Raw genomic sequence first — 18,881 nt, forward strand, 5'->3', positions numbered from 1 at the left:
CGCTATCGCATTTCCATGGCTCCAAGCCATCGTCAATCCGCAGAGGCTGTCCATGCGTGTTGCCCCCCGAATCACCCTGACGGAGCAGGAACGCTCCGATCTCGAGGCGCTGACCCGCGCCGCCGACGCGCCGGCCCGGCTGGCGCAGCGCGCGCGCATCATCCTGCTGGCCGCCGATGGCGAGCAGAACAAGGAAATTGCACCGCAACTCGGCGTCGGCCGGGCACAGGTGGCACGCTGGCGCGAGCGCTTTGTGATGGCGGGACTGGGCGGGATCCTGCAGGACCTGCCGCGCGGCGCGCCGCCGGTGAAGGTGGATGTTGCCCGCCTGGCGATGCTGACCCATTGCGAGAACGCAGAAGCGCCACGCAGCTGGAGCACCCGCACCCTTGCCGCCGAACTCGGCGTGAGCGCGGCCAGCGTCTCGCGCCACTGGCGCGCGGCAGGCCTCAAGCCCGGCGCCAGCCGTCACGGCTACGGCATGCCGGCGCAGGAGCTTGCCGGCGCCGCGCCGCAACGGATCGCCCCGGGCGGCGTGGTTCCCCCCGACGCCAGCGCCGGGGATGGCATGGCACCATCCGTCATGAGGCAGGAAGTCATTGCCCTCCATGCCGCGCCGCACGTCCATGCGCTGGTGCTGTCGATCGCAGACGCGGGCGACAGCGATGTGGCCGTGCCGCCCGCGCGGCAGGGCGCTTGCCACATGCGTTCGCTGCCGGCCCATCAGCGCAGCCTCGCGGTCTCGCTGATGACGGCGCTGACGATGCTGGACGGCAGCCTGCCCGATGCGCCGGCAGGTATCGTCCGCGATGAGGCATGGCCGACGTTCCTGCACCGGGCCGACGCCGCGGCGGGGCCCGGATGCCGGCTGCTGGTGCTGGCGGTCAGCCATGCCGGCCACTACGATGCATCGTTGCAGCATTGGTTGCGGCAGCATCCGCGCATCAGCGTGCAGCTCGCGCCCAGCGTGGCGAGCTGGCTGCGCCTGGTGCAGCGCTTCCTGCGCGATGCGCAGGGCCAGGGGCCGGGGGGCGTCCCGGCCGGCTTTCCCGCCGGCATTCCCGAACTGCTCGCGGCCATCGAGTCCGCCATGCAGACCGGCACGGGCACCGCGTATCAATGGATCCGCGGCTCGGCTGACGCGGGGCACGTGCCCGCCGCCGCCGGCCCGACCGGATTGCTGGCGGATGCGTCATCCGCAGAGCGCTTGCCGGGAACGGGCGGCACCGCGGTGCCTGCGCCTGAGTGGCGACCCATTGCCAGCATCAGGGTGCAGCCGCCGCGCGGCGCACGCCAGCTCATGCCGCGCGAGGCGCTGCTGAACCGGCTGCTTGAAGCGCGCCGCCAGCGCTGCGTGGTGATCCAGGGCCATGCCGGCAGTGGCAAGACCAGCACCCTGATGGCGTGGCGCAAGGCCATCCTGCCGCTCGGGTATGACGTGTGCTGGCTGTCGCTGGCGGCGGAGGACAACGAGCCCGCCCGTTTCTTCGACTACCTGCTGGCCAGCATCGGCGAAGCCGACCCCGGCGCCGCCGCCGCCGCCGCGCAGGTGGTCGGCGCCGATTGCAGCGAGGCCGCCATCGAACTCTGGGTGATCACGCTGGTCCAGGCGCTGGCCCAGCGACAGCGCGCGCTGGTGCTGATGATCGATGACCTGCACCAGATCGCCGACACGCGCGTGCTGCAGGCGCTGCAATGGCTCCTGGACTATGCGCCGCCACCGCTGCACCTGGTGTTCAGCTCGCGCAGCGCGCCGGAGCTGTCGATGGAGCGGCTGCGCCTGCAGGGCACGGTGGCGGAGTTCGGCATGCGCGACCTGCGCTTTACGCAGGACGAGTCGGAACGCTTCCTGCGCGAGCAGCTCGGCGCCATCGGCAGCAGCGATGCCGCTGCGCTGCATGCGCTCACGGACGGCTGGGTGGCGGGGCTGCAGCTCTTTGCCGTCGACCTGCGCACGCGGCAGGGCGGCAGGTCCGCGCTGACGCGCATGCAGGATACCGGCGCATTTGCCGGCTATTTCGGGCGCGAGGTGCTGGCGCGGCTGGCACCGGCCGACCTGGACATGCTGGTCAGCGTGGCCATCTGCCAGCGCTTCAGCGCACCGCTTTGCGCGGACATTGTCGGGCCCCTTGCGGGCATTGCCCAGATCCAGTCCCGGCTGGGCCGGCTGGTGGCCGACCATCTGTTCATCACCTCGGAAGACGGTGCCGACCACGAGACGTGGTACCGCATCCATCCATTGCTGCGTGAAACGCTGCTCGACCGCCTGGCCGGCCGCGGCGAGGCCGGGCAGCGCGCGCTGCACGCCGCGGCATGGCGCTGGTTCGAGCGCCGCGGGCACCTGGACGAGGCCGTGTTCCATGCCGTCAGCGCCGGCCACGCCGACATGGCGGCGGGCATGGTCGAAGGCTGCGCGCACGCGCTGCTGTCGCGCGGCAAGCTGCACCAGGTGGCGGGGCTGATGCGCATGCTGCCGACGGAGCAGGTGGAGGGGCGTTTCGGCCTGCATGTCGTCAATGCCTATCTGCAGCTCTACGCCCGGGATTTCGACCAGTTGCAGCGCAGCCTGGACCAGATGGAATCGCAGCAGGACCGGCTGGATGCGCGCGAGTGCTACACGCTGTGCCTGTTGCGGGCTGGGCTGGCCCTGCAACTGGATAACACCGACGCGGCGACGGCCATGCTGCCGCGCCTGTGGGACGTGCCGGACGACATCGATGATTTTGCCTGGCATTCGCGTGGCAATGTGTTGTCATGGCTTCTCACCGCGCGCGGCGACTACGGCCTGGCCCGCAGCGTGCTGGAAGAAGCCGAGATGCGCACCGGCGCGCCGCGCAGCGGCCAGCTCGGCCGCTGCATCCATGCCATCAGCCTGGCGCGCGAGGGCAAGCTCAAGCTGGCCGGCAAGATCGTACGCGAGGTGATGGAAGAAGCCGAGCGCCACGGTGCCGCCTACGTTGGCCTGGCCTGCATGGCCGCCGGGCTGCTGGCCGATACCCTGTATGAGCTGAACGAAACCGAGGCAGCCTGCCAGTTGCTCGAGCCGCGCATCGAGGTGCTCGAGCGCGTGTCGCTGCCGGAGATCGTGCTGCGCGCTTGCCTGGTGCTGTCCAATGCGCACTGGCTCGCGGGCCGCCATGCGCAGGCGCTGGCTTACCTGGACCGGCTCGAGGCGTATGCGGTGCGCTACGGCCTGGACCGGCTGCTTGCCGAGGCGCTGGTGCTGCGGCTGCGCCGCCATCTGCAGCGCGACGAGATGGAGCGCGCCAATGTGGTGCTGGAGTGCATCCAGGGCCTGGCGGAGCGCTATGCCGGGGCCGGCCCGGAGCGGGCGGCCCAGACTGCGCGGGCGGCCGCGCGCGCCGGCGTCGACATGGCGCTGCACACCAAGGACTATGCCAACGCGATCGAGCGCATCCAGCTCTTGCTCGCCGGCAGCGAGCAGGCGCTGGGCGCGGTCAGCCTGCGGCTGCAGCTCGCCATCGCGCGCCTGGGCCTCGGCGAGGCGCAGGCCGCGCGCCAGGACTTCGTCCACGCCGTGCGCGAAGGCCACCGGCTCGGGCTGACACGGACGCTTCTCGATGTCCTGGAAGGCACGCCCGACCGGTTCAGCCGCCTTGTCCATGACGCCGTGGGCGAGCCCGTGCTGGCGTTCTACGTCGAGCGCCTGCAGCAGGCGTCGGGCAGCGCCGCGGCGCGGCAGGAACAGGTGCCCGACAGCGGGGCCGCGAGCCCCATGGCCGCGTTGAGCGAGCGCGAGCGCGAGATCCTGGTGCTGGTGGCGCAGGCGATGTCAAACAAGAAGATTGCCAAGGTGCTCAATGTCTCGGCCGAGACCGTCAAATGGCATCTCAAGAACATCTACGCCAAGCTCGGTGTCGGCGGCCGCGGCGGGGCGGCAGCGCGCATGCGCGACCTGAGCGCCACGGTGCCGGCGCAGGCGTGATTGCGCGGGGGGCAGCGCTGTATCCCGCTCCATAAGCACCGTTCTGGAGCGCCCCCCGGGTTGGGGAGTGCTCGCCGGCGTGCCGGCCGCAATCATGTTCACCGAGGCAGCAACCCATCCAGCCTGCCGATAGCCTGAACAAATCGATCCATTCTGGAGTATCAAACATGAGCTTGCTCGAAGGGAAAGTCATCATCGTGACCGGCGCGGGTGCCGGCGTAGGCAAGGGGATTGCGCAGGAAGCCGCGCGCCAGGGCGCCCGGGTGATCGTCAACGACCTCGGCGTCAATATCGATGGCTCCGGCGGCAGCGCCGGACCGGCCCAGCAGGCCGTCGACGAGATCCGCGCGGCCGGCGGCGAGGCCGCCGCCAATACCGACAGCGTGGCCGACTGGGCCTCGGCGCAGAAGATCGTGCAACAGGCGCTGGACCTGTACGGCCGCGTCGACGGCGTGGTCAACAATGCCGGCAACCTGCGCGACATCATCTTCCACAAGATGAGCGAGGACGACTTCGACGCCGTGATCCGCGTGCACCTGAAGGGCAGCTGGAATGTCTCGCGCGCCGTCGCGCCGCACTTCAAGGCGCAGGAGGGCGGCGCCTTCGTGCACATGACCTCCACCTCCGGACTGATCGGCAACTTCGGCCAGGCCAACTACGCGGCGGCCAAGCTCGGCATCGTCGGCCTGTCCAAGTCCATCGCCGTGGACATGCAGAAGTTCAATGTGCGCTCGAACTGCATCGCGCCGTTCGCGTTCACGCGCATGGTCGGCAGCATCCCGACCAACACGCCGGAAGCGGCCGAGCGCATGAAGATCAATATGCGCCTCGAAGCCGGCAAGATCGCGCCGTTCACGCTCGCGCTGCTGACGGATCAGGCAAAGCAGGTTACCGGCCAGATCTTCGGCGTGCGCAACAACGAGGTCTACCTGTTCTCGCAGCCGCGCCCGATCCGCACCGCCCACAACAGCGAAGGCTGGACCGTGGAGTCGTGCGTGGAGCGCGCCATCCCGATGTTCGAGGGCTCGTTCTTCAAGCTGGACCTGTCGCGCGATGTGTTCGGCTGGGACCCGGTCTGACCACCAGCCCTGAAGCCGACGCGGCGGCAATCGCCCTGGCGGGCCTGCCAGCCGCGTCCGAGGAGACAAAGCATGGATTTTCAACGTGACCTGGGCCTGGAGGCCTTCCGCGAGCGGGTTCGCGCCTTCCTGCGCGAGAACCTGCCCGCCGGACTGAGCGGGCGCATCCGCATCGGCACGCGCTCGCCCAAGCCGGAGCTCACGCGCTGGCAGCGCATCCTGAACGAGAAGGGGTGGGGCGCGCCTTACTGGGCCACCGAGCATGGCGGCACCGGCTGGAGCGTGATGCAGCGCCTGGTATTCGACGAGGAATGCACGGCGGTCGGCGCGCCGTCGCAGGACACCGGCGCGCAGAAGCTGCTTGGCCCGGTGCTGAACGCTTTCGGCTCGCCCGAGCAGAAGGCCGAGCACCTGCCGCATATCTTCAGCGGCGCACGGCAGTGGTGCCAGGGCTTCTCCGAGCCGGGCTCCGGCTCCGACCTGGCATCGCTGCGCACCAGCGCCGTGCGCGACGGCGACCACTACGTGGTCAACGGCCAGAAGATCTGGACCAGCTACGCGCACCGCGCGGACTGGATCTTCCTGCTGGTGCGCACCGATACCGAGGTCAGGAAGCAGGCCGGCATCAGCTTCCTGCTGGTCGACATGAAGACGCCGGGCATCACCGTGCGCCCGATCGTCACCATCGATGGCTGCCACCACCTGAACGAGACCTTCTTCGACAACGTGCGCGTACCGGTGAAGAACCTGGTGGGCGCCGAGGGCGAAGGCTGGAAGATCACCAAGTTCCTGCTCAACAACGAACACGCCACCGCCGCCGACCTGCCGATGCTGCGCCGCTACCTGACGCAGATCCGCGCGCTGGCAACGCACCGCCATCCGGGCGGCAGCATGCTGCTGGAGCGCCATGAGTTTGCGCTGCAGCTGGCTCGCTTCGAGGCGGAGCTTGCCGCGATTGCCACGCTGGTGCAGCGCGTGGCGGCGCTCGAAGAGGACCACAGTCCCGCCGCGCATGCGATGGGATCGATCCTGAAGATCCGCGGCACCGAGCTGCAGCAGAAGATGAGCTGCTTCCTGTCCGAAGCGCTGGGGGATCACGGCGCCGTGGCATATCCGACGCCGCAGGACGGGGATGCCGCGGCGCCGCTGCCGGGCCAGGACGTCGCCCGCGGCATCACCAACGAGATGTTCTTCCGCCGTGCCTCGACGATCTATGGCGGTACCAGTGAGGTGCAGCGTTCCATCATCGCAAAGTCAATGTTCCAACTCTGAAGGCACTGACCGATCATGAATTTCAATTTGACTGACGAACAGCGCTTGCTGCAGGACAGCGTGCGCCGCTTTGTCGACAGGGACTACGCCTTCGAGGCGCGCACGGCGCGGGTCAAGTCCGCCGAGACCTGCAACGCCCGGCACTGGGCGACCTTTGCCGACAACGGCTGGCTCGCGGCGGCGCTGCCGGAGGCGGCCGGGGGGCTGGGCGGCTCGATCATCGATACCGTGCTGATCGCCACTGAACTAGGCCGCGGCCTGGTGGTGGAGCCCTACCTCGGCAGCGCGGTGCTGGCGGCACAGACCCTGGCGGCGGCCGCCAGCCCCGCGCAGCTGGACGCCTTGGTGCCAGCGCTGGCGGACGGGTCGCGCCGCTTCGCACTGGCCTACAGCGAAGCGGAGTCGCGCGGTCTGCCGGAACCTGTGGCGATGCGCGCCGAACCGGCGCCCGGCGGCTACCACCTGCAGGGCACCAAGACGCTGGTGCTCGGGGGCGGCGATGCCGATGCCTTTATCGTGTCAGCGGTGCTGCCCGGCAAGTCCGGCTCGGTCGGGCTGTGCAGCCTGTTCCTGGTGCCGGCCGACGCTGCCGGCGTGCAGGCGGTGGCCTTGCCGCTGCATGACGGCAGCCGGGCCGCGGAGGTGACGTTCCGCCAGGTGTTCGTCCCGGCCGACGCGCTGCTCGGCGACGCCGGCGGCGCACAGGCTGCGCTGCGCCACGGCCTCACGCACGGCATCGCCGCGCTGTGCGCCGAGCTGATCGGCGGCATGGAGAAGACGATCGAGATCACGGCCGAGTACCTCAAGGTGCGCAAGCAGTTCGGCGTGCCCATCGGCAGTTTCCAGGCGCTGCAGCACCGCATGGCGGACATGGCAGCCGAACTCGAAGTGGCGCGCTCGATGCTGTACGCGCTGCTGGCCTCGATCGAGAACGACGGCGAGGCCGAGCTGGCCCGCACGGTGTCGCAGGCCAAAGCCCTGATCGGCCGCGCCGCGCGCTATGTCAGCGGGCAGGGCATCCAGCTGCACGGCGGCATCGGCATGACCGAGGAGTACACCGTGGGCCATTACTTCAAACGCGCTGTGGTGGCGGACGTGCTGTTCGGCAACGCAGACCTGCATGAGGCTTGCAACGCGCGCGCGCTGCAAGCATCCCTGGGCGAAGAGGAAACGCAAGCATGAAGATCTACGAGAACATCAGTGACCTGAAGCCGCTGGTCGGCGAATCCATCGGGACCAGCGAATGGCTGGTGCTGGAGCAGGATCGCATCAACCTGTTTGCCGATGCGACCGGCGATCACCAGTGGATCCACGTCGACACCGAACGTGCCAAGAGCGGGCCGTTCGGCGCGCCGATCGCGCACGGGTTCCTCACGCTGAGCCTGCTGCCGGCGTTTTCGCATACCGCCTACAAGATCAGGAACAGCAGCACCGGGGTCAACTACGGCCTGGACAAGGTGCGATTTCCCGCGCCGGTTCCGGTCGGCAGCCTGCTGCGCGCGCATTTCAGGCTGGTGTCGTTCGACCCGCTGGACAACGGTGGCGCGCAGCTCAAGCTGGAGATGCTCGTGGAGCGCGAAGGCGGCAGCAAGCCGGTCTGCATTGCGGAATCGATTATGAGGCGGTATCCCTGAGCATCGGGCTGACGGACGGAACTTCGCGTCCTCCCAGCATGAAAACCGGCGCCCGTGCGGCGCCGTTTTTTCCTATAAGACCCGCTGCCCCGCGGGGCAGTACACACGAGGAGGAGACACCATGCACCATGGCATTTCACCGCTGCGACGCCGGATCCTGGCCGCCGCCGCCAGCGGCATGCTGGCGGCGCTCGCAACGCCGGCCGGCGCGCAGGCACAGCGCTACCCCGAGCACGTCATCAAGATCGTGTCCGTGGCGAGTCCTGGCACCGGCATCGATGACTACACCCGCCTGCTGGCGAAGTTCCTTGCCCAGAAGCTGGGGCAGAGCGTAGTGGTGGAGAACCGGCCCGGCGCCAACATGATCATTGCCAGTGACTATGTGGCCAAGGCGGCGCCGGACGGCTACACGCTGCTGCTGACCGCATCCAGCGCGATGTCGGCCAACCCCTATCTCTTCAAGCAACTGCCGTACAACCCCGGCAAGGACTTTGTCCCGGTCGCGCGGATGTCGTCGTTGCCGGTCGCGCTGGTGGTGGGCGCAAGTGCGCCGTACAAGTCGGTGACGGAGCTCGTCAACGCGGCACGCGCCCGGCCCGGCAAGCTCAACGGCGCCAGCAGCAGCACCGGCTACCGGCTGATGGCGGCGGCGTTCGCGGAGGCGGCGGGCATCAAGACGACGGATGTGCCCTACAAGGCGACCGCGACACTGTTGCCTGACCTGATCGGCGGCAACGTGGATTTCGCCATGGTCGAGTTCACGGCGGCGATGCCGCTGATCCAGTCGAACAAGCTGCGTGCGCTGGCCGTGCTCAGTCCGCGGCGCGTCACGCTGATGCCGGATGTGCCGACCTTGTCCGAAGCCGGCATGCAGAACAGCCCGGTGGTGGAGGCGGTGTCGCGCATCAACTGGAGCGGGCTGTTCGCCCCTGCGGGCACGCCGGCGCCGATCGTGGACAGGCTTGCCAGGCTTACGCTGGAGTTCGTCGCCTCGCCGGAGGCGATGACGCACTATGCCAGCCGCGGCAGCCTGCCCAACCCCGGCACCGGGGCCGAGCTGGGCAAGTCCGTGGTGGCGGACCAGCGGACGTGGAAGCAACTGATCGCAGCGGCCGGCATGCAGCCCGAATAGCCGTTCCCGCCAACGGCCGCCTTCCCGGCCTTCCAGCGCATTGCGCGCTGTTCGCAGGAGTCCTTCGGGCGGCATGCCGAAGGACTCCTTTGCCTTGTGCGGCGTCAGAAACTGAACAGCGACCTGGCGATGATGGAGCGCTGGACTTCGCTGGTGCCGCCGTAGATGGTGGTGGCGCGGCGGAAGAACATCTCGGCGGCCATGCCCTGCGCGGTGTGCGCCATGGGCAGCGGCGGCCGCCGTGCATCCGCTTCGGCGTGGGTGCCCGGATACGCGACGGCACCGTGATCGCCCAGCGTTTCGACGAGGAACTCGCTCATCCGTTGCTGCAGTTCGGTGCCGCGGATCTTCAGCATGGAGCCCATCGCATGGGCCGCCGGGCTGTGGTCCTGCTCCATCGCCGCCACGCGCTGGACCATGATGGTGATGGCTTTTAGCTCGGCCTCATAGCGTGCCAGGCGCAGCAGGAACGCGTGCCGGCCGGCCAGCGTCGCGCCGCCTGCCCGCGCGGTGTGCGACAGCGACCGGATCTGGCCCTGCAGGCGCCGCAGCGTGGGCAGGTCGGCGGTGGAGGCGTGTTCGTTGTTGAGGAGGAACTTGGTGATCTTCCAGCCTTCGCCTTCGGCGCCCACCAGGTTCTTCACCGGCACGCGCACGTTGTCGAAGAAGGTCTCGTTCAGGTGGTGGCAGCCGTCGATGCTGATGATCGGACGCACGGTGATGCCCGGCGTCTTCATGTCGACCAGCAGGAAGCTGATGCCGGCCTGCTTCCTGGCGCTGGCATCGGTGCGCACCAGCAGGAAGATCCAGTCCGCATGATGGGCATAGCTGGTCCAGATCTTCTGGCCGTTGACCACGTAGTGCTCTGCGTCGCGCACGGCGCTGGTGCGCAGCGATGCCAGGTCGGAGCCGGAACCCGGTTCGGAGAAGCCCTGGCACCAGAGGCGCTCGCCGCTGAAGATCGGCGGGAGGTGCTCGGCCTTCTGCTCCGGCRTGGCGAAATGGTTCAGCACCGGGCCCACCAGCTTCTGCGCGAACGAATCCTGCGAAGGGGCGCCGGCCGCTGCGCATTCCTCGTCGAATACCAGGCGCTGCGGCACGCTCCAGCCGGTGCCGCCATGCTCGTTCGCCCAGTAGGGCGCACCCCAGCCCTGGGCAGCGAGGATGCGCTGCCAGCGCACCACGTCTGCACGTGGCGAGCGCAGGCCGTCCTTGCGGCGCGGCAGGTCGGCCGGCAGGTGATGGCGCAGGAAGCCGCGCACCTCCTGGCGGAACGCATCGAGATTGGGGTCGGGGGCAAAGTTCATGAAGGCTCTCCAGTGGATCGGCGGCCCGCGGGGCTCGCCTGCATTTCCGATGCCTTCCACATTAAGCGGGAGCCGCTCCGGCATCGCCCCCCACCACTGGGGGCGATGCGCGCGCATAGGCGCCGGTTCATCGGCAACGCGCGCCTGGCCCCCTTTGATGAGGGGGGCGGTGCGGCGGTGCGGCGCGCCACACTGCTGGCATGGGCTACACGGCGCGCGCGCGCTGCCGGCGAGCCGCGCGCTTATCCACTCCCCGGAGGACACACGACGATGCAGGCCCAGCAGATCCCATTGCGCCACAGCCACCTGGCCATTGACGACGGCGTGGCGGTATTCACGCACCAGCGTCCGGCGTCGCGCAACGCCCTGACGCTGCAGATGCGCCAGGATTATCACGACATGCTCGACCGCGTGGAGGATGACCGCAGCATTCGCGCACTGATCCTGACCGGCTCCGGCGGCAGCTTCTGCGCGGGCGGGGACCTGAAATCGATCCAGGCGATCTTCTCCAGCCCCGACCCCTCGGCGCGCGCACCGGAGGCGATGCGCCGTCGGCTGCAGGACATCCACAAATGGCTGCGGCGGCTGCGCGACCTCGAGATCCCCGTGATCGCGGCGGTGGACGGGCCGGCCGCGGGCGCGGGCTTTTCGCTGGCCCTGGCGGCGGATTTCGTGCTGGCGTCGGAGCGCGCTTCGTTCTGCATGTCGTTCGCCAAGGTCGGATTGCTGCCCGACATGGGTTCGCTCTATGCGCTGCCGCGGGCCGTGGGGATGATGCTGGCCAAGGAACTGATGTTCACCGGGCGGCGCCTTGCAGTGACCGATGCGCAGCGCTGCGGCATCGTGCATGCGGTCCATCCGGCCGACCAGCTCGACGCGCAGGCGCGCCGGTTCGCGCAGCGCTTCGTGGACGCGCCGCAGGAAGCGCTGGCGCTGATGAAGCGCGCGCTCAACCGGACTTTCGAAAGTTCCTACGACACCTTGCTCGACCTGGAATGCCAGGCGCAGGCGCTGGCGTCGGCGGTGCCGTACTACGCCGAGGCGGTGGACGCGTTCCTGCAGGGCAAGCCGGCGCGCTTCGACTGGGATCGCGATACGCGTGCCTGATGGGCGCGCGGCCGGCGCTTGCGCATCAAACCGACCATAAGGCCGCGCCGTGTCGGCGCATATCTGCCCGCTGCCGGCGGCCCGTTTCGCGAGAGATGGTGTGTAAGCCGGCGCGGGCGCGGTTCGCAGCGCCGCAACCAGGCTGTCTCCACGCCCGTCACGGTCAAATGTGGCGGGGTGTTCGCTCCGGCGTGATGCCGGAGCTTTTTTTTGCCCATGGCCGGCGCCCTGGCCTTCCGCCCGCCGGTTTTGTCGCCCCTCGACATGAGGGGGGGGTGTGGGGAGGGCCAACGCCTCCCGACAGGGGGGCGCTAGTTGTCCCTGCAGTGTTCTCCTTGCAAGTGCGCACACGGCAAGCCGTTGTGCGCCGCGCTTCAGGAGGAGGCGTGGCCCGCACCAGACGGGGCGCGGCAGGCTTGCGTCTGGCGCAGATGACTTATATGGAGAAGACAAGAGATGAAGAAGACAATTTTCGCCCTGGCGGCCCTTGGCGCCCTTGGCGGATTTAGTGCGGGAGCGCGGGCGGATTCGAGCGTGACGCTGTACGGCGTGATCGACGGCTCTATCGAATACGTCAATCGCGTCGCGTCTGCGCAGCCTACGGTCGTGAACGGACAACCCGTCTCTGCCACCACTGGCGGCAGCCGTGTGTCGATGCCAACGCTGGGTGGCCTTTCGCCATCGCGCTGGGGCTTGCGCGGTATCGAGGATCTCGGTGCCGGCAATAGCGCCATATTCGTGCTGGAAGACGGCTTCGCCCCGGATACCGGCGTCGCGCAATCAGGTCGGCTGTTCGGACGCCAGGCCTTCGTCGGACTGCAGAACAGCGCTTACGGCAAACTGATGCTGGGCCGCCAGTACACGTCCTTCTTCGAGGGCATGGCCAACTTCGCGCCGATGCGTTTCGCCACGACTTATGAACCGGTGGCGTGGCAGCTCGGCACCAACTACCGTGAAGACAATGTGGTCAAGTACGTCGGCCAGTTCGGCCCGCTGCAGGCCGCGGCGCACTATTCGTTCGGCGTAGGCGTGCCGGCGATCGGCTCGACGCCGCTGGCCAACAGCGGCAGCGGCGAAACCCCGGGATCGTTCCGCGACAACAATGGCTACGGCGCTTCGCTGACCTACCTGAGCAACGGCTTCGGCGCCACCATCGCCTATGACCAGTGGCATCCGACGGTGACCTCCGGCCAGCAAGGCAACAGCCGCAAGGCAGGCGGTGCGGTGAGCTACGCCACCGGCCCGTTCAAGGCGATGATGGGCTACCGCTGGGCCAAGGTGGACTTCGCCAACGGCAATACGCTGGCGCGCGACGACTACTACTGGACTGGCGTCAACTACCAGGCTACCAGCGCACTGGGCCTGTCGCTGGCCTACTACTACGCCGACTTCAAGCGCCTCAGCCTGGGCCCGACCGCAGCCGCCAGCAATCCGGCCAATCCGTGGCAGGTCTCGTTCCTGGCTGACTACAGCCTGTCCAAGCGCACCGATGTCTATGTGTCTGTGGCCTACTCGCGCAATGCGGGCCTGAACTTCGATTCGTCGCAGACGCTGTTCCTGTACGGCTATCCGATGATGGCCGGGCAGAAGGGCATGGTCGGTGTGACCACAGGCATTCGTCACGTCTTCTGACGGCTCCTGGCGGCCACATGCAGTAACGGCGGGGAACCTGCGACAGCGGCGTTTCCCGCGCTTATCCGGCGGCGCCGTCCGGCGCCGCGCCTGACATCGCGAGCATCAAGGAGCGCGAATTTCAGCATGCCTTGCCACCGCGCCCGGCCTTGGCGGGTGCCGATACAAGCCATGTATTGAGCGACATACACAAAGTATTTTTCTCGGGGTCCGTGCTTCCGTAGCATGTCCTTCAACACGATCCAAGGAGGCATGATGACTCTCACCGCATTCCATTCTTCCGCCGCCACGCGGGCGGGGAGCCCCGCATGAGCGGCCCGTTGCAGGGTGTGCGCATCGTCGACATGACGACGGTGCTGATGGGCCCCTACGCCACGCAGATCCTGGGCGACCTTGGCGCCGACGTGATCAAGGTCGAGCCGCCGGACGGCGATACCGTGCGCGACGTCGGCCCGCGCCGCCACGCCGGCATGTCGGGCATCTTCCTGCATGCCAACCGCAGCAAGCGCAGCATCGTGCTGGACCTGAAGACGCCGGCCGGGCGCGAGGCGCTGCTGCGCATCGCCGCCGACGCCGACGTGCTGATCTACAACGTGCGCCCGCAGGCGATGGCACGGCTGAACCTGAGCTACCAGGAAGTGGCGAAGGTCAACCCGCGCATCCTGTACGTGGGCCTGTACGGCTACGGCCAGGGCGGCCCGTACGCGGCCAAGTCCGCCTACGACGACCTGATCCAGGGCGCGGTGGCGATCCCGACGCTGGCCAGGCTGGCCGGCAGCGACGTGCCGCGCTACGCGCCCAGCGCGATCGCCGACCGCATCGTCGGCCTGGCGGCGGTCAATGCGGTCACCGCCGGGCTTTATCACCGCGAGCGCACCGGCGAAGGCCAGTCGATCGACGTGCCCATGTTCGAAACCATGGCGCAGTTCATCCTGGGCGACCACATGGGCGGCCTGACCTTCGAGCCGCCCATCGGCCCCAGCGGCTATTCGCGCATTCTCAACGAGCACCGCCGTCCGTACCGGACGCAGGACGGCTACCTGTGCGTGCTGCTCTACAACGACAAGCAGTGGCGCAAGTTCCTGGCGCTGATCGGCCAGCCCGACCTGATGGACAGCGATCCGCGCTTCAGTTCCATCGTCGAGCGCAACAAGCATATCCATGCGCTGTATCGCATGGTGGCGGAAGTCATGCCCACGCGGACCACCGCGGAGTGGATCACGGTGCTGGAAGCCGCCGACATGCCGGTGATGCAGCTGCATACGGTGGATTCGCTGATGGCGGATCCGCACCTTGACGCGGTCGGCTTCTTCGATGTCGTCGAGCACCCCAGCGAAGGTGCGATCCGCTCGATGGCGATCCCGTCGCAATGGTCCAGGTCGCAGCCGCGCGTCACGCGCCAGGCGCCGCGCCTGGGCGAACACAGCGCGCAAGTGCTTGCCGAGGCCGGCTACAGCCAGGAACAGATCCGCGCGCTGGCCAGCCAGGGCGCCACGCGCCTTGCCGGGGAGGCCGCCGACGCCGGCGCGCCGGCCGCCGCATCCGTGAATCCCTGAAATCAAACCGGGAGCTACATTGAACTCGACCCACGATTCCCTTCCGCTCGTCAGCATCCCGCCCGAGGATGAGGCGCTGCGGACACCCATCCGCGAATTCCTGCAGGCTGCATTGCGCGACGTGCCGGCACCCGTGCGCGCGCGCACCTGGATGGGCTTTGACGCCAGATTCAGCCGGGCCCTCGGAGAGCAGGGCTGGATCGGCCTGGCGCTGCCGCCCGAGTACGGCGGCGCCGGCCGCAGCGCCTTTGCCCGCTTCGTGCTGGTGGAAGAACTGATCGCCGCCGGCGCGCCGGTATCCGCGCACTGGTTCGCCGACCGCCAGACCGCGCCGCTGATGCTGCGCTACGGCAGCGAAGCGCAGAAGCAGTTCTTCCTGCCGAAGCTGATCCGCGGCGAGATCTTTATCTGCATCGGCATGAGCGAGCCGGACACGGGCTCCGACCTGTCCTCGGTGCGCACCCGCGCGGTTCGCACCGAGACCGGCTGGCGCCTGAACGGCCGCAAGGTCTGGACGACCAATGCCCACCGCGCGCAATACATGTGCGCGCTGGTGCGCACCTCGGGCCAGCATGGCGACCGCCACAAGGGCCTGTCGCAGGTGCTGATCGACCTGAGCCTGCCCGGCATCACCGCGCGCCCGATCCGCGACCTGGCCGGTGACGGCCACTTCTGCGAGGTGGTGTTCGAGGACGTGGACCTGCCCGCGGATGCGCTGGTGGGCGAAGAGGGCTCGGGCTGGAAGCAGGTGACCTCGGAGCTGGCCTTCGAGCGCAGCGGCCCGGAGCGCATCCTGACCAGCCTGATGCTGGCCGAGACCTGGCTGGCCGAGGTGAAGGCATCCGGCCTGCCGGTGCCGGACTCGGTCAAGGCGATCGCCGGACGTATCGCGGGCCGCATGGCGGTACTGCGGGCGATGTCGCTGGCCGTGGCCGACCGGCTCGACAAGGGCGAGAACCCGGAGATCGATGCGTCGTATGTCAAGGACCTCGGCACGGAGTTCGAGCAGGCCGTGCCCGGCTGGATCAGCGAAGCGATGGAGCAGATGCCCGCTTTCCATCCGTCCGAAGACCTGTTGCGTGCGCATGCCTATATCACGCAGCTTTGCCCGAGCTTCTCCCTGCGCGGCGGCACGCGCCAGATCCTGCGCGGCATCATCGCGCGCTCCCTCGGACTTCGCTGAGACGACACACACCATGACTGATTCCCTGATCGAAGGCTTCGAGCGCGCGCTGACCGGCCTGTGCTCGGACGAACAAGTGCGGCGCAGCGAGTCCGGCGAGGGCGCCGACGCGCAATGGGCCGCCATCGATGCGCTCGGTTACACCGACGCGCTCGTGCCCGCGGAGCTGGACGGGGCGGGCCTGTCGCTGACTGACGCATTTCCGCTGTTCCTGGCCGCCGGCCGCGCCGGCCTGAGCCATCCGTTCGCCGAGACGGCGATCGCTCGCGCCATCCTGGCAAGCGCCGGGCATGAGCGCGCGGGCGAGTGCATCGCCGTGGCCCCTGCGCTGGCGCTGGCGGGCGATGCCATCGTCTGCCGCGAAGTGCCGGGTGGCGCGCTGGCGCACCAGGTGCTGGTTGGCTGGCGCGGCGAGTGGCTGCTGATGCCGCGCGCGCTGGCGCATGCCACGCCCGGGGCCTACCGTGCGCAAGCATCGGCCACGCTGCGCTGGGAGTCGGCGGCACAGGCCATCCGCCGCATGCCGGCTGGCGCGGCGGACGTGGTGGCCATCTGCAACGTCGTGCATGCCGCGGGCATGGCCGGCGCCATGGCGCGCATCCAGGCCATGAGCATCGAATACGTCAACAACCGCCAGCAGTTCGGCCGCGCGATCTCGCAGTTCCAGGCGATGCAGCAGGAACTCAGCGTGCTGGCCGAGCAGGCCAACGCGTCGAGCTTCGGCGCGCGCCTGGGCTGCGCCGCCGACGGCTACCTGCCGCGCCCGCTGCTGGCGGCCACCGCCAAGCTGCGCTGCAGCGAGGCGGCCACCCGTGTCGCCGCCATCGCGCACGCGGTGCACGGTGCCATCGGCATCACCGAGGAACTCGCGCTTGGCCTGTTCACGCGGCGGCTGCATGAATGGCGTGCCTGCGCGGGCACGGAAACCGCCTGCGCCACGGCACTCGGCGATGCGCTGTTCGCGCGGCCGAACGGCACCGGCCAGGAGATCCTGGACTTCGTGCGGCTGCAACTGGCGCCTGCCGCAGCCTGACCCCTTGATTTGCTGGAACCCCTGACATGCAGAAAACTGATTCCATCGTGATCGTCGGCGCGAAGCGCACGCCCATCGGGGCGTTCAACGGCGCACTGGCGCAGTACACGGCACCGCAACTGGGCGCCGTGGCCATCCGCGCTGCCGTGGCTGAGGCGGGCGTCGACCCGCCCTCGGTCGACGAGGCCCTGATGGGCTGCTGCCTGTTCGCCGGCCTGGGCCAGGCGCCGGCGCGCCAGGCCGTGCTCGGCGCGGGCCTGCCGGTCTCCACGCCGGCCACCACGCTCAGCAAGATGTGCGGCTCGGGCATGAAGGCCGTCATGCTGGCGCACGACCTGCTGCTGGCCGGCACCTGTTCGGTGGCGGTGGCGGGTGGCATGGAGTCCATGACCAACGCCCCCTATATCGTGCCGCGCGGGCGCCAGGGATATCGCCTCGGACATGGCCAGCTCCTTGACCATATGTACTGCGACGGCCTGGAGGATGCCTACGAAGGCCACCTGATGGGCTATTACGCCGATCTCTCGGCGCAGGAGCGCGGCATTGGCCGCGAAGCGCAGGACGCCTATGCCCGTGAAAGCCTGCTGCGCTCCCAGCGTGCCGTGCAGGAAGGCACGTTCGACCACGAGACCACCCCGCTTACGCTCAAGCGCAAAGGCGACGAGACGCTGTTCACCCGGGACGAGACGCCCGGCCAGTGCGACGCCGCCAGGCTGCCGAAGCTCAAGGCCGTATTCCGCAAGGAAGGCACCGTGACCGCCGGCAACGCGTCGTCGATCTCCGACGGCGCCGCCGCGCTGGTGCTGATGCGCGAAAGCGATGCACTGCGCCAGGGCCTGGCCCCGCTCGCGCGCATCGTCGGCCACGCCACGCATGCCCAGGCGCCGCAGCAGTTCGTGGATGCGCCGGCCGCCGCCATGCGCCGTCTGCTGGACAAGGCCGGCTGGAGCGCGCAGGACGTCGATCTCTACGAGGTCAACGAAGCCTTTGCCGTGGTGACCCTGGTCACGCTGCAGGAACTTGGCATTTCGCATGACCGGCTCAACGTCAACGGCGGCGCCTGCGCACTGGGCCACCCGGTCGGCGCCACCGGCGCGCGGCTGCTGGTGACGCTGCTCCACGCGCTGCGCCAGCGCGGCCTGCGCCGCGGCATGGCCAGCCTGTGCCTGGGCGGTGGCGAGGCCACGGCGGTGGCGATCGAGCTGTGCTGAACGGAGCCCGCCGATGAGCCATCTGCATGAACTTCGCGGCGCCGTGGGCTGGCTGACCCTGGACCGGCCCGCCGCCATGAACAGCCTGAGCCGCGAGCTGATGCGCGGGCTGGACGCCCAACTGCGCTTGTGGCGGGACGATCCCGCCGTGCGCGTGGTTGTACTGACTGCCAATGGCCGTGCCTTCTGCGCCGGCGCGGACCTGAAGGAAGTGTCGGCGCCGGTAGCCGCCGGCGAGGCCGACTTCATCGACGTGGCAACGGCATTCTTTGCCACGCTGCGCACGTTCCCGAAACCCGTCATTGCCGCGGTCAACGGTCTGGCGGTGGCGGGCGGGCTGGAGCTGGTGCTGGCCTGCGACCTGGTGGTGGCGGCCGAGTCGGCGCGCCTGGGCGACGCCCATGCCAACTTCGGCGTGTTTCCCGGCGCCGGCGGCGCGGCCGTGTTGCCGCGCAAGCTGCCGGTCAACGTGGCCCGCTACCTGCTGTTCACGGGCCGCACGTTCACGGCGGCGCAGATGGAGCGCCACGGGCTGGTCAATGAAGTGGTAGCCGACAGCGAGCTGGCGCAGTGCGCCCAGGCCCTGGCCGCAGAGCTGGCAGGCCGCAGCCCGCTGGTGCTGGCGCGCATGAAGCGGGTGGCGGCGGAGGCCGCCGACAAGGCCCTGGCCGACGCCTTGCGACATGAACTGCTGGAGTTCCGCGACCACCAGCGCTCCCACGACATGCAGGAGGGCCTGCGCGCCTTCGCGGACAAGCGCACGCCTGTTTTCAAGGGGTGCTGAGCCCC

14 protein-coding genes are annotated in these 18,881 nt (G+C 68.9%); 13 read left to right on the top strand and 1 reads right to left on the bottom strand.

Annotated features, from left to right (window positions below):
- The first annotated feature begins 52 nt into the window (after positions 1-52).
- The 6 genes from AB4Z48_RS08725 (at position 53) to AB4Z48_RS08750 (ending at position 9,063) form a co-directional block, all read left to right on the top strand.
- Entirely contained in the window at positions 53-3,946 is a 3,894-nt protein-coding gene (locus tag AB4Z48_RS08725) for a LuxR C-terminal-related transcriptional regulator (protein WP_441613516.1), read from the top strand.
- A gap of 167 nt (positions 3,947-4,113) precedes the next feature.
- On the top strand, positions 4,114-5,025 hold the full coding sequence (locus tag AB4Z48_RS08730) for an SDR family NAD(P)-dependent oxidoreductase (RefSeq protein WP_441613517.1): 912 nt from the start codon (positions 4,114-4,116) through the stop codon (positions 5,023-5,025).
- A 72-nt stretch (positions 5,026-5,097) separates the two neighbouring features.
- On the top strand, positions 5,098-6,297 hold the full coding sequence (locus AB4Z48_RS08735; protein ID WP_441613518.1) for an acyl-CoA dehydrogenase: 1,200 nt from the start codon (positions 5,098-5,100) through the stop codon (positions 6,295-6,297).
- A 15-nt stretch (positions 6,298-6,312) separates the two neighbouring features.
- A complete protein-coding gene (locus tag AB4Z48_RS08740; protein ID WP_441613519.1) occupies positions 6,313-7,479 on the top strand; it encodes an acyl-CoA dehydrogenase family protein in 1,167 nt (388 codons plus the stop codon).
- The gene (locus tag AB4Z48_RS08745) at positions 7,476-7,931 is read left to right on the top strand and encodes a MaoC family dehydratase (protein ID WP_441613520.1); all 456 of its coding nucleotides are present in this window, start codon (positions 7,476-7,478) and stop codon (positions 7,929-7,931) included. Before AB4Z48_RS08740 ends, AB4Z48_RS08745 begins: the two co-directional genes overlap by 4 nt.
- Before the next feature lie 121 nt (positions 7,932-8,052).
- Positions 8,053-9,063: a Bug family tripartite tricarboxylate transporter substrate binding protein gene (locus AB4Z48_RS08750; RefSeq protein ID WP_441613521.1), complete on the top strand. Its 1,011-nt coding sequence runs from the start codon at positions 8,053-8,055 to the stop codon at positions 9,061-9,063.
- Between the two features lie 104 nt (positions 9,064-9,167).
- On the opposite strand, the gene AB4Z48_RS08755 is transcribed toward AB4Z48_RS08750, so the two are convergent.
- On the bottom strand, positions 9,168-10,370 hold the full coding sequence (locus tag AB4Z48_RS08755; RefSeq protein WP_441613522.1) for an acyl-CoA dehydrogenase: 1,203 nt from the start codon (positions 10,368-10,370) through the stop codon (positions 9,168-9,170).
- Positions 10,371-10,640: 270 nt separating this feature from the next.
- Here AB4Z48_RS08755 and AB4Z48_RS08760 point away from each other — a divergent pair, with 270 nt between their 5' ends.
- From AB4Z48_RS08760 to AB4Z48_RS08790, 7 genes are all read left to right on the top strand, one after another.
- Entirely contained in the window at positions 10,641-11,477 is an 837-nt protein-coding gene (locus AB4Z48_RS08760) for an enoyl-CoA hydratase/isomerase family protein (RefSeq protein WP_441613523.1), read from the top strand.
- Between the two features lie 456 nt (positions 11,478-11,933).
- A complete protein-coding gene (locus tag AB4Z48_RS08765; protein ID WP_441613524.1) occupies positions 11,934-13,109 on the top strand; it encodes a porin in 1,176 nt (391 codons plus the stop codon).
- Between the two features lie 308 nt (positions 13,110-13,417).
- Entirely contained in the window at positions 13,418-14,665 is a 1,248-nt protein-coding gene (locus tag AB4Z48_RS08770) for a CaiB/BaiF CoA transferase family protein (RefSeq protein WP_441613525.1), read from the top strand.
- Positions 14,666-14,684: 19 nt separating this feature from the next.
- Positions 14,685-15,848, top strand: a complete 1,164-nt coding sequence (locus AB4Z48_RS08775) for an acyl-CoA dehydrogenase family protein (RefSeq protein ID WP_441613526.1) — start codon at positions 14,685-14,687, stop codon at positions 15,846-15,848.
- A gap of 13 nt (positions 15,849-15,861) precedes the next feature.
- Complete coding sequence (locus tag AB4Z48_RS08780) at positions 15,862-16,881, top strand: acyl-CoA dehydrogenase family protein (protein WP_441613527.1); 1,020 nt, start codon at positions 15,862-15,864, stop codon at positions 16,879-16,881.
- A 26-nt stretch (positions 16,882-16,907) separates the two neighbouring features.
- Positions 16,908-18,092 carry an acetyl-CoA C-acyltransferase gene (locus AB4Z48_RS08785; RefSeq protein WP_441613528.1) on the top strand — a complete coding sequence of 395 codons (1,185 nt, stop codon included), beginning with the start codon at positions 16,908-16,910 and terminating at the stop codon, positions 18,090-18,092.
- 13 nt (positions 18,093-18,105) lie between these two features.
- Positions 18,106-18,876 carry an enoyl-CoA hydratase/isomerase family protein gene (locus AB4Z48_RS08790; RefSeq protein WP_441613529.1) on the top strand — a complete coding sequence of 257 codons (771 nt, stop codon included), beginning with the start codon at positions 18,106-18,108 and terminating at the stop codon, positions 18,874-18,876.
- The last annotated feature ends 5 nt before the right edge of the window (positions 18,877-18,881 follow it).

It is taken from the genome of Cupriavidus sp. 2TAF22 (assembly GCF_052115045.1).
Taxonomy (GTDB): Bacteria; Pseudomonadota; Gammaproteobacteria; order Burkholderiales; family Burkholderiaceae; genus Cupriavidus.

Bases quoted from the DNA above. Each gene is read 5' to 3' on its own strand.
- AB4Z48_RS08725 (WP_441613516.1), top strand. From the start codon at position 53: ATGCGTGTTGCCCCCCGAATCACCCTGACGGAGCAGGAACGCTCCGAT.
- AB4Z48_RS08730 (WP_441613517.1), top strand. From the start codon at position 4,114: ATGAGCTTGCTCGAAGGGAAAGTCATCATCGTGACCGGCGCGGGTGCC.
- AB4Z48_RS08735 (WP_441613518.1), top strand. From the start codon at position 5,098: ATGGATTTTCAACGTGACCTGGGCCTGGAGGCCTTCCGCGAGCGGGTT.
- AB4Z48_RS08740 (WP_441613519.1), top strand. From the start codon at position 6,313: ATGAATTTCAATTTGACTGACGAACAGCGCTTGCTGCAGGACAGCGTG.
- AB4Z48_RS08745 (WP_441613520.1), top strand. From the start codon at position 7,476: ATGAAGATCTACGAGAACATCAGTGACCTGAAGCCGCTGGTCGGCGAA.
- AB4Z48_RS08750 (WP_441613521.1), top strand. From the start codon at position 8,053: ATGCACCATGGCATTTCACCGCTGCGACGCCGGATCCTGGCCGCCGCC.
- AB4Z48_RS08760 (WP_441613523.1), top strand. From the start codon at position 10,641: ATGCAGGCCCAGCAGATCCCATTGCGCCACAGCCACCTGGCCATTGAC.
- AB4Z48_RS08765 (WP_441613524.1), top strand. From the start codon at position 11,934: ATGAAGAAGACAATTTTCGCCCTGGCGGCCCTTGGCGCCCTTGGCGGA.
- AB4Z48_RS08770 (WP_441613525.1), top strand. From the start codon at position 13,418: ATGAGCGGCCCGTTGCAGGGTGTGCGCATCGTCGACATGACGACGGTG.
- AB4Z48_RS08780 (WP_441613527.1), top strand. From the start codon at position 15,862: ATGACTGATTCCCTGATCGAAGGCTTCGAGCGCGCGCTGACCGGCCTG.
- AB4Z48_RS08785 (WP_441613528.1), top strand. From the start codon at position 16,908: ATGCAGAAAACTGATTCCATCGTGATCGTCGGCGCGAAGCGCACGCCC.
- AB4Z48_RS08790 (WP_441613529.1), top strand. From the start codon at position 18,106: ATGAGCCATCTGCATGAACTTCGCGGCGCCGTGGGCTGGCTGACCCTG.